The organism is Blastococcus sp. SYSU DS1021 (assembly GCF_054050995.1).
The window spans coordinates 214,284-223,558 of the sequence record NZ_JBJHAL010000004.1; the positions used below are offsets into that span (position 1 = coordinate 214,284).

The 9,275-nt window shown below is 75.4% G+C and carries 9 protein-coding genes; 3 read left to right on the forward strand and 6 right to left on the reverse strand.

Features of this window, described 5'->3' with window-relative positions; translation table 11 throughout:
* Together ACI8AP_RS05005 and ACI8AP_RS05010 are read left to right on the forward strand one after the other, a co-directional pair.
* Window positions 1–969 carry a pirin family protein gene (locus ACI8AP_RS05005; RefSeq protein ID WP_456588233.1) on the forward strand — a complete coding sequence of 323 codons (969 nt, stop codon included), beginning with the start codon at window positions 1–3 and terminating at the stop codon, window positions 967–969.
* A gap of 14 nt (window positions 970–983) precedes the next feature.
* The gene (locus ACI8AP_RS05010) at window positions 984–1,418 is read left to right on the forward strand and encodes a PPOX class F420-dependent oxidoreductase (RefSeq protein ID WP_456588234.1); all 435 of its coding nucleotides are present in this window, start codon (window positions 984–986) and stop codon (window positions 1,416–1,418) included.
* 48 nt (window positions 1,419–1,466) lie between these two features.
* Here the strand turns inward: ACI8AP_RS05010 and ACI8AP_RS05015 are convergent, their stop codons facing one another.
* Both ACI8AP_RS05015 and ACI8AP_RS05020 read right to left on the reverse strand, forming a co-directional pair.
* Entirely contained in the window at window positions 1,467–2,225 is a 759-nt protein-coding gene (locus ACI8AP_RS05015) for a VOC family protein (protein WP_456588235.1), read from the reverse strand.
* 59 nt (window positions 2,226–2,284) lie between these two features.
* Window positions 2,285–4,348, reverse strand: a complete 2,064-nt coding sequence (locus ACI8AP_RS05020; RefSeq protein ID WP_456588236.1) for a TPM domain-containing protein — start codon at window positions 4,346–4,348, stop codon at window positions 2,285–2,287.
* A 120-nt stretch (window positions 4,349–4,468) separates the two neighbouring features.
* Here ACI8AP_RS05020 and ACI8AP_RS05025 point away from each other — a divergent pair, with 120 nt between their 5' ends.
* Window positions 4,469–4,831 carry a Rieske (2Fe-2S) protein gene (locus ACI8AP_RS05025; protein WP_456588237.1) on the forward strand — a complete coding sequence of 121 codons (363 nt, stop codon included), beginning with the start codon at window positions 4,469–4,471 and terminating at the stop codon, window positions 4,829–4,831.
* A gap of 73 nt (window positions 4,832–4,904) precedes the next feature.
* Here ACI8AP_RS05025 and ACI8AP_RS05030 read toward each other — a convergent pair whose 3' ends face one another.
* From ACI8AP_RS05030 to ACI8AP_RS05045, 4 genes are read right to left on the reverse strand one after another with little or no spacing between them, the layout of a single operon-like run.
* Window positions 4,905–6,062 (reverse strand): ABC transporter ATP-binding protein, encoded by a 1,158-nt coding sequence (locus tag ACI8AP_RS05030; protein WP_456588238.1) that lies wholly within the window; start codon window positions 6,060–6,062, stop codon window positions 4,905–4,907.
* Complete coding sequence (locus tag ACI8AP_RS05035) at window positions 6,059–7,102, reverse strand: ABC transporter ATP-binding protein (protein WP_456588239.1); 1,044 nt, start codon at window positions 7,100–7,102, stop codon at window positions 6,059–6,061. Before ACI8AP_RS05035 ends, ACI8AP_RS05030 begins: the two co-directional genes overlap by 4 nt.
* A complete protein-coding gene (locus tag ACI8AP_RS05040) occupies window positions 7,099–8,040 on the reverse strand; it encodes an ABC transporter permease (protein ID WP_456588240.1) in 942 nt (313 codons plus the stop codon). Before ACI8AP_RS05040 ends, ACI8AP_RS05035 begins: the two co-directional genes overlap by 4 nt.
* 31 nt (window positions 8,041–8,071) lie before the next feature.
* Entirely contained in the window at window positions 8,072–9,076 is a 1,005-nt protein-coding gene (locus ACI8AP_RS05045; RefSeq protein WP_456588241.1) for an ABC transporter permease, read from the reverse strand.
* Window positions 9,077–9,275 lie beyond the last annotated feature (199 nt).

Here is a 9,275-nt window from a genome sequence, read left to right on the forward strand (position 1 = left end):
ATGAGCAACCTGGAACCGCGCCCGCCCGCCCGCGGGCTGGGCGGGCTGGCGGGCACCACCGCCGGCCCCGCCCTGGACCTGCTGCCGGGCAAGGAGGTGCTGCTCGGCGAGAGCACCCGCGTGCGCCGCCTCCTGCCCACGCTCGGCCGGCGGATGGTCGGCGCCTGGGTCTTCGTCGACCACTACGGCCCCGACGACATCACCTCCTCCCCCGGCATGCAGGTGCCGCCGCACCCGCACACCGGGCTGCAGACCGTGTCGTGGCTGCTCGACGGCGAGGTGCACCACCGCGACTCGCTCGGCAGCGACGTGCGGTTCCGCCCCGGGGAGCTGGCGCTCATGACGGCCGGGCACGGGATCGCCCACTCCGAGCAGTCGCCGGCGACCCACCCGCGGTACCTGCACGGGGCCCAGCTGTGGGTGGCCCTGCCGGAGGCCGACCGTGAGGTCGCCCCGCACTTCGAGCACCACGGCGTCCTGCCCGGCTTCAGCTCCGACGGGCTCACCGCCACGGTGCTCATGGGCGGCTTCGGCGGGGTGACGTCGCCGGGGCGGGCCTACACCCCGCTGGTCGGCGTCGACCTGGAGCTCGCCGCCGGCGCCGACGTGGAGCTCCCGCTGGAGGCCGACTTCGAGTACGGGCTCCTGGCGTCAGCGGGGTCGGTCACGGTGGACGACGTCGTCCTCGAGCCCGGCGCGATGCTGTACCTGGGCACCGGCCGCACGGCGCTGCGGGTGCGGGCAGGGGCGGCGTCCCGGTTGCTGCTGCTCGGCGGGGAGCCGTTCGAGGAACGCCTGGTGATGTGGTGGAACTTCATCGGCCGCTCGGGCGAGGAGGTCGCCGAGTACGCCGAGCAGTGGAACGCCGAGTCGCGGCGCTTCGGCACCGTCGTCGGTTACGACGGCGACCGGCTGGAGGCGCCGCCGCTACCCCCGGTCGCGCTCCGGCCGCGCGGCCGGGTCCGCTGAGGCAGGCTTCGGGCATGAGCGACCCCACCCGGCCGGACCCTCGGCTGCTGCAGTTCGTCGCCGAGCAGCGCTGGGGCGTGCTCGCCACGATCAAGCGCGACGGCCGACCGCAGCTGTCCAACGTCGGCTACGCCTGGGACGACGGCCTGATCCGCGTCTCGGTGACCGCCGACCGCGCGAAGACCCGCAACCTGCAGCGCGACCCGCGGGTGACGCTGCACGTGGCGTCGAAGGACTTCTGGACCTGGGTCGCCGTCGAGGGCACCGCCGAGCTCACCCCGGTCGCGCAGGAGCCGCACGACCCCACCGTCGAGGAGCTGATCGCCTACTACCGCGGCGTCTCCGGCGAGCACGAGAACTGGGACGAGTACCGGGCGGCGATGGTCGCCGACCGGCGGCTGGTCGTCCGGTTCCGGCCCGAGCACGCGTACGGGCAGCTGCCGGGCTGAGCCCGGCGCCGCCGGTGCGCCCCGTTCGCACCGGCCGCCGGGCGGAGCTCAGCCGGCCGGCACCTGCATGACGGAGAACGACGCGCCCCACGGGTCCGCGACGACCGCGAAGCGGCCGTACTCGGTGTCCTCGGCCGGGAGGAGCACCTTCCCGCCCGCGGCGGTCACCGCGGCGACCGCGGCGTCGGTCGAGGCCACCGCGAAGCAGGTTGACCAGCCCTTGGGCGCACCGGGGACCACGCCGCCGAGCCCGCCCAGCGGGTCACCACCGGTGGCGAAGGTCGTGTAGCCCTCCGCGCCCGGGATCTCCTCGAACCGGAACCCGAAGACGGCGGTGTAGAACTCCCGGGCCGCCGCCGGGTCGTCGACCGCCGCCTCGTTCCACACCAGCGAGCCCGGTTCGTTGTACCGCTGCACGCCGGGGTGCTCGCCGGCCTGCCACAGGCCGAACGGGTGGCCCTGCGGGTCGAGGGCGATGACCATCGTGCCCATCGGCCCGACCGCCATCGGCTCCACCACGACCGTGCCACCGGCCTCCCGGATCCGGGTGACCGTGGCGGCCGCGTCGTCCGTCGCGAAGTACGTGGTCCAGCGGGGCGGGGCGCCCCCGTCCGTCTGCGGTCCGAGGCCGGCCACCGCCCGCCCGTCCTTCTGGGCGTCCAGGTAGCCGCCGAACTCGGGCTCGCCGCCGGTGTACTCCCAGCCGAGCAGCGCGGCGTAGAACTCCTTCGCCGCCGCCAGGTCGGCGGCGCCGTAGTCCACCCAGCACGGCGTCCCGGCCGGCCAGGGGGTGTCTCGCGTGGGCATGGTTGCCTCCTCCGGTTGTGGGGGAGGTCACCGTCCCACCGGAGTACGACGGTTCGGGGCTAGAACGTCCCGCCCCCGCCGCGGCCGCCGCCGCCGAACGAGCCGCCCCCACCGAGACCGCCGCCGCCGAACGACCCTCCCCCGCCGCGGCCGCCGAACCCGCCGCCGCCGAAGCCCCCACCACCGAAGCCGCCGCCGAACCCGCCGCCGTGGCCGCGTCCGCCGCCCAGCAGGATGCCGCCCAGCACGAGGCTGCCGAGGTCCACGCCACCGCGGCGGTACCCGCCCCCGTAGCCGCCGCCGAACCCACCGGGTCCGTACCCGGAATTCCACCGGTCGACGTCGTCCTGCGCCAGGTCGAGGGCGTGCTGGGCCAGCATGCCCGCCTGGTGGGCCTCCCGCAGCGCGCTCACCGGGTCGGTCCCGCCCAGGTCGACGGCTGCCTCCAGGTGCCGCCGCGCCTCGGCGAGCCGGGTGCGCGCCTGCGGACCGACCGCCCCACGGCGGGTGTCGATGAAGTCCGCGGCCGCGGCGACCGCCGAGCGCGCGTTGAGCAGCGACTGCTCCAGCGCCGCCGCGGCCCGGCGGGCCTGGGTCTGCGCGTCGCGGGCCGCCGCGAGCGCCTCCTCGAGCGCGGTGTCGGCGTCCTCGAGCTGCCGGAGCGCGGCCAGCGGGTCACCCGGGGTGCCGTCGGCCGGGTGCAGGGCGGTATCGCAGGCCGCGAGCGCCGACTCGGCGCGGGCGATCTGCGGCTCCAGGCCCGTGCGGTCCCCGGCGGCGACCAGCGCCCGGGCCTCGGCCAGGTCCTTCTCGGTCTCTGCGCGGGCGGCCGCGACCCGGCCGGCGGCGGCGTCGAGGTCGGCGGCGAGCCGGCCGACGGCGTCCAGCAGCGTGCCCGTCTGCGCCGCGGCGTCCTCGGCCGCGCGGATGTCGCCGACGGCGTCGCCGCTCCGCCCCTCGGCCAGCGCCGCTCGCGCCTCCCGGACCTCCTGCTCGGCGGCGGCCAGCCGCGCCCGGGCCTGCTCCACGTTGTCCGCCACGGGAGCGGATGCGGTCGCCGCGTACCGGCTCCGGAGCGCGGCCAGCCGCTGCTCCTCCTGCGGGATCCGGTCGCCCAGCCCGGCCAGCCGCGGCTCCAGCGCGTCCAGCACCTGCGGCGCGTTGTGCTCGAGGTCGCGCAGCCGCTGGAAGGCCTCGCTCTGCTCGTCGAGCCGGGCGCCGGCGGCGCCGGTGAGCGCCAGGATCTCGGCCAGCATCCGGCGGGTGGTGGGCTCGTCCTCCGGGATGTCGTCGTCGAGCTCCTGGCGCAGGGTGAAGGCCCGGGAGAGCTCCTTCCTGGACTGCGCCAGCGCGGCGTCGAAGCCGGCGACGGCGTCCTCGCCGTACTGCGACCGGGCGAAGTCGAGGTCCAGCTGCGAGGTCTTCACGGCCTCGTCGAGGTCCAGCAGCGCCTCGCTGGCGCGGCCCTGCAGCTGGTCGGTGGGCACGCCCTCGTACGGATCGGGCTCCCGCCGCCGACCGGGCGGCAGAGCGGTGCCGCTCCGGTTCCGGCGCGAGCGGCTGAGCAGGTAGGCGCCGCCCCCGACGACCGCGAGGCCGCCGAGCACCAGCAGCGGCCCCACCCCGCCGGAGCCGCCGTCGGCGGACCCGGTCGGCTCCTCCGCGGCCGCGCCGCCGTCGCGCAGCAGATCCGCGAACGCCGCCACGCCGCCGGCCCAGTCGCCCTCGCCGAACTGCGGGGCGACCCGCTCGTCGGTCAGCGAGTCGAACTCGGCGCCGGTGACCGGGAAGTCGGCCGGCCGCACCGTGCCGTACTGCCCGTCGTCGACGGCGACGGCCAGCAGCGCGTCCTCCTCGCCGAGCTGGGTCAGCTCGGCCGTGGCCTGGGCCCACTCCTCCTGGTCCGCGCCGTCGAAGCTGGACACGAACACCACGTAGAGGTCGGTCCGGGTGTCGGCGCGCAGGTCGTCGACGACGTCCTGCACCCGCCCGGCGCCACCCTGGAGGACGCCGACCTCGTCGACGACCTGGTCGGGCAGCCGGAACGGCGGCACCGCGTACGCCGGCCCGCCGGTGAGCAGGAGGACGGCGAGCACCCCCAGGACGACGCACAGCCGGCGCACGGAGACCTCCTGGACGGGTGAAGGGGAACCCGGACGACCCTACCGACGGCCGAGGGGTCCGGCCCGACCGCCGTGGGTACGGCTCCTCCGCCGCCGACCCGCCGTGCCGAGGAGCCCCGCGTGCCCGAGCCCGACTCCGTCCCCGCCGCCGACCTGCCGCCCGGAGCGGTCCGCCGCGCCGGCGGCTGGGCCGTGGGCAACCGGGGGGACGACGAGTACTTCGCCGTCTCCCGGCGGTGCCGCCACCAGCTGGCCGACCTCGCCGAGGGCAGCGTCGACGCCCACGGGTGCCTGGTCTGCCCGTGGCACGGCAGCCGCTACGACGTGCGCACCGGCGAGATGGTGCAGGGGCCGCGCGGCTTCCTCGGCTACCACGGGCCGACGCCGGTCTACACCCAGCTGGTGCGGCTGCTGGGGTCGGTGGCCCGGCTGCGCGTGCGCCGGGCGGTCCGCCGCGGGGACGACGTCGTGGTGACCGACTGAGGCATAGGAAGCTTTTCGTGCGTATCCGGGTGCGAGAACGCACGCAAAGCTTCCTATGCCCGGGGCGGCAGGGTCAGCCCTGCTCCTGACGGGGCAGCGGCTCGTCCCGCCCGAGGAAGGGGGTGGGGTCGTCGTCGCCGCGTCGGGTTGGCCCCGGACGGGCGGCCGCGGCTGCGTGCAGCGCCTCCTCCGGCGACCGCGGCCGCAGCACGCCGTCGCGGATCTCCTCCGCCCAGTGGCAGCTGACCAGCCGCCCCGGCGCCAGCTCGCGCAGCGCGGGCACCTCGTCGTCGCACCGCGTCTCCTGCCGCCACGGGCAGCGGGTGTGGAACCGGCAGCCGCTGGGCGGGTTCGCCGGCGACGGCAGGTCACCCGCCAGCAGGATCCGCTCCCGGCTCTCCTCGACCTCCGGGTCGGGCACGGGGACGGCGCTCATCAGCGCACGCGTGTAGGGGTGCAGCGGCTGCTCGTAGAGGTCGTCGGCCGGCGCCTGCTCCACCAGGGAGCCCAGGTACATCACGCCGACGACGTCGCTGATGTGCCGCACCACCGCGAGGTCGTGCGCGATGACCAGGTAGGTCAGGCCGAGCCGCTCCTGCAGCTCCTCCAGCAGGTTGAGCACCTGCGCCTGCACCGACACGTCGAGGGCGGACACCGGCTCGTCGGCGATCAGCAGGTCCGGCTCGAGCGCCACGGCGCGGGCGATGCCGATCCGCTGCCGCTGGCCGCCGGAGAACTCGTGCGGGTAGCGGCGCAGCGCCGCCGAGGGCAGGCCGACGGCGTCGAGCAGCGTGCGGATCCGCTGCGCGATCCCCTCCTTGCCGCCGCCGATGCCGTGCGCGCGCAGCGGCTCGGACAGCAGCGACTCCACGTTCTGCCGCGGGTCGAGGCTGCCCAGGGGGTCCTGGAAGACCATCTGCATCCGCTGGCGCATCCGCCGCAGCGGCTCACCCTTGAGCGCGGCGACGTCGGTGCCGTCGAAGAGCACCCGCCCGGCGGTGGGTTCCACCAGCCGCAGGATCGCCCGGCCCAGCGTCGACTTGCCGCAGCCCGACTCCCCCACCAGCCCGTAGGTGGCCCCGCGCGGGACGACGAGGTCGACGCCGTCGACGGCCCGCACGTGCCCGACGGTGCGGTCGAAGAAGATCCCCTGCTTGATCGGGAAGTGCACCTCGAGGCCCTCGACGCGCAGCAGCTCGTCCTGGCCGGGAGCGGTCGGGACGGCGGTCATCGGGCGGCTCCGGAAGCGGTCGCCCCGGCGGGCGGGGACGGCGGGTACTCGATCGGGTGCCGGCAGCGCAGCTCGCGACCGGGGCCGTCGTACTCCAGCGGCACGGTGCTGCCGGAGACCTCGGTCAGGCAGTCGTCGCGGGCGTTGTCGCAGCGCGGCGCGAAGGCGCACCCCTCCGCCCACGGGATGGCGTCGGCGGCCGAGCCGCGGATCGGCGTGAGCGGTGCCCCGCGGGCGGAGTCCAGCCGCGGCACCGAGGCCAGCAGCCCGCCGGTGTAGGGCTGGCGGGGCCGGGCGAAGAGGTCGTGCCGGTCGGCGGTCTCGATGATCTTCCCCGCGTACATGACGTGCACGCGGTCGCAGAGCCCGGCGACCACACCGAGGTCGTGGGTGATCATCACCAGCGCCGTCCCGGTGTCGACGACGAGCTCGCGCAGGAGCTCCAGGATCTGCGCCTGGATGGTGACGTCGAGCGCCGTCGTCGGCTCGTCGGCGATCAGCAACCGCGGCGAGCACGCCAGCGCCATGGCGATCAGCGCGCGCTGGCGCATGCCGCCGGAGAGCTGGTGCGGGTACTCCTTCAGCCGGCGCCGCGGGTCGGGGATGCCGACCTTGTCCAGCAGCACGATCGCCTCGTCGGCGGCCTGCCCGCGGTCCATGTCCCGGTGCTCCAGCAGCACCTCGGTCACCTGGGTGCCGATGGGCACGGTGGGGTTCAGCGAGGACAACGGGTCCTGGAACACCATGGCCATGTCGGCCCCGCGCAGCCGGCGCAGCGTCCGGTCGTCGGCGCCGACCAGCTCCTGCCCGTCCAGCCGGACCGAGCCGGACACCTGCACGCCGCGCCGGGGCAGCAGCCCCATGATCGCCAGCGAGGTGACCGACTTGCCGCAGCCGGACTCCCCCACGAGACCGATCGTCTCGCCGGGGGCGACGGAGAAGCTGACGCCGTCGACGGCGAGGGTCGGGGCCTCGCCGCGGCGGGTGAACCGGACGGCGAGGTCCTCCACCACGAGCACCGGTGCCTGCAGGCTGCTCACCTCCGGAACTTCGGGTCGAGGGCCTCGCGCAGGCGTTCCCCGAGCAGCGTGAACCCGAGCGCGACGACGATGATGCACAGCGCCGGCCACACGGCGAGCGCCGGCCGGATGGACAGGAAGTCCTGGGCGTTGGCCAGCATCGCGCCCCACTCGGGCCGGGCGATGTCCGGGTCGCCGAGGCCTAGGTAGGAGAGCGCGGCGGCCTCGATGATCGCCGTCGCCAGGGAGAGCGTGGCCTGGACGATCACCGGCGACAGCGAGTTGGGCAGCACGTGCCCGAACACGATCCGCGTCTTCTTCACCCCGAGCGCCTGCGCGGCAACGGCGTAGTCGCTGCCGCGCTGGGCGAGCATCGAGCCGCGCAGCAGCCGGGCGAACACCGGCACCTGGACGACCGCGATCGCGATCATCAGCGCGTACTGGTTCTGGCCCAGCAGCACCGAGACGGTGATCGCCATGAGCAGGCCGGGGATCGACAGGATGATGTCGACGAACCGCATGACCACGGTGTCGACCCAGCCGCCGAAGGCGCCGGCCAGCACGCCCAGGGCCATGCCGACCACCAGGCCAAGCACGGTGGAGACCACGCCGATGAGGAGCGACTGCCGGGCGCCGTAGACCAGCCGGGAGAGCAGGTCGCGCCCGAGGTTGTCCACACCGAGGGGGAAGCCCTCGCGCGCGCCGGGGATCTCACCGGGCCGGATCTCCGACAGCAGGTACTGGGTGACCGGGTCCCTGGGGGCGAGCAACGGCGCGAACGCCGCCACGACGAGGAAGACCAGGACGATGACCGCGCCGGCGATCGCCACCGGGTCGCGGCGGAGCCGCCGGAACGCGCTGCGGGTGAGCGACAGGCCGCCGTCGCCCTCCGGGAGCCGGCCAGCCCGGGCGGCGAGGGCGTCGATGCGCTCGCGCTTGACCTCACCGAGAGCCGTCATCGGCTGCGCTCCTCGTCCGATTCCGCAGGCGTCATCGGACGCGCACCCGCGGGTCGAGCAGGCCGTACGAGATGTCGACCAGCAGGTTCACCAGCACGTACACCACCGCCAGCATGAGGATGAAGCCCTGGAGGACGGCGAAGTCCCGGTAGGTGATCGCGTCCCGGAGGGTGAGGCCCACCCCGCCGAAGGCGAAGACCGTCTCGGTCAGCACCGCGCCCGACAGGAGCAGGCCGGTCTGCAGCCCGATCGTCGTCGACACCGGCAGCAGGGCGTTGCGGACGACGTGCCGGCGGCGCACGGTCGCCGTCGCCAGGCCCTTGGCGTTCGCCGTCCGCACGTAGTCCTCGTTGACGACGTCGAGGACGGAGGCCCGGGTGATCCGCACGATGATCGCCAGGGGGATGGTGCCCAGGGCGATGGCCGGCAGGATCAGGTGCAGCACGGCGTCCCAGGCGGCGTCCCACTCCCGGGTCATCAGCCCGTCCAGGACGTAGAAGTTGGTGATCCGGGTGGCGTCCATCCGGACGTCCTGGCGCCCCGACCCGGGCAGCCAGCCGAGCTCCACGGCGAACAGCAGCCGGAGCAGGTAGGCGAGGAAGAACACCGGGATCGCCACGCCGATCAGCGATCCGATGACGGAGGCGGAGTCGAAGAAGCTCCCGTACCGGCGGGCCGCGAGGTAGCCCAGCGGGATGCCCACGCCGATGGCGAAGATCATCGCGAAGACGGTGAGCTCGATCGTGCCGGGGAACCGCTCGAGGAACACCTCGGTGACCGGCCGGCCGTACTGCGTGGAGTTGCCGAAGTCGAGGGTGACCGCTCGCCCCAGGAAGCGGAAGTACTGGACGTAGATCGGCTCGTCGAGCCCGAACAGCTCGTTGTACCGGGCGATCGCCTCCGGGGTGGCGCGCTCCCCCAGCGCGGCCTGGGCGGGCCCCCCGGGGAGGGCGCGCAGCCAGGCGAAGAGCAGCACCGACAGGCCCAGCAGGATCGGGATCAGCTGGAGGAGCCGCCGGACGATGAATCGGAGCACGAGCTCGCGTCACCCTCTCACTGAGCGGATCCGCCCGACAGGCTCGGGGGGGGGGGGGGGGGGGGGGGGGGGGGGGGGGGGGGGGGGGGGGGGGGGGGGGGGGGGGGGGGGGGTCGGGGGGGGGGGGGGGGGGGGGGGGGGGGGGGGGGGGGGGGGGGGGGGGGGGGGGGGGGGGGGGGGGGGGGGGGGGGGGGGGGGG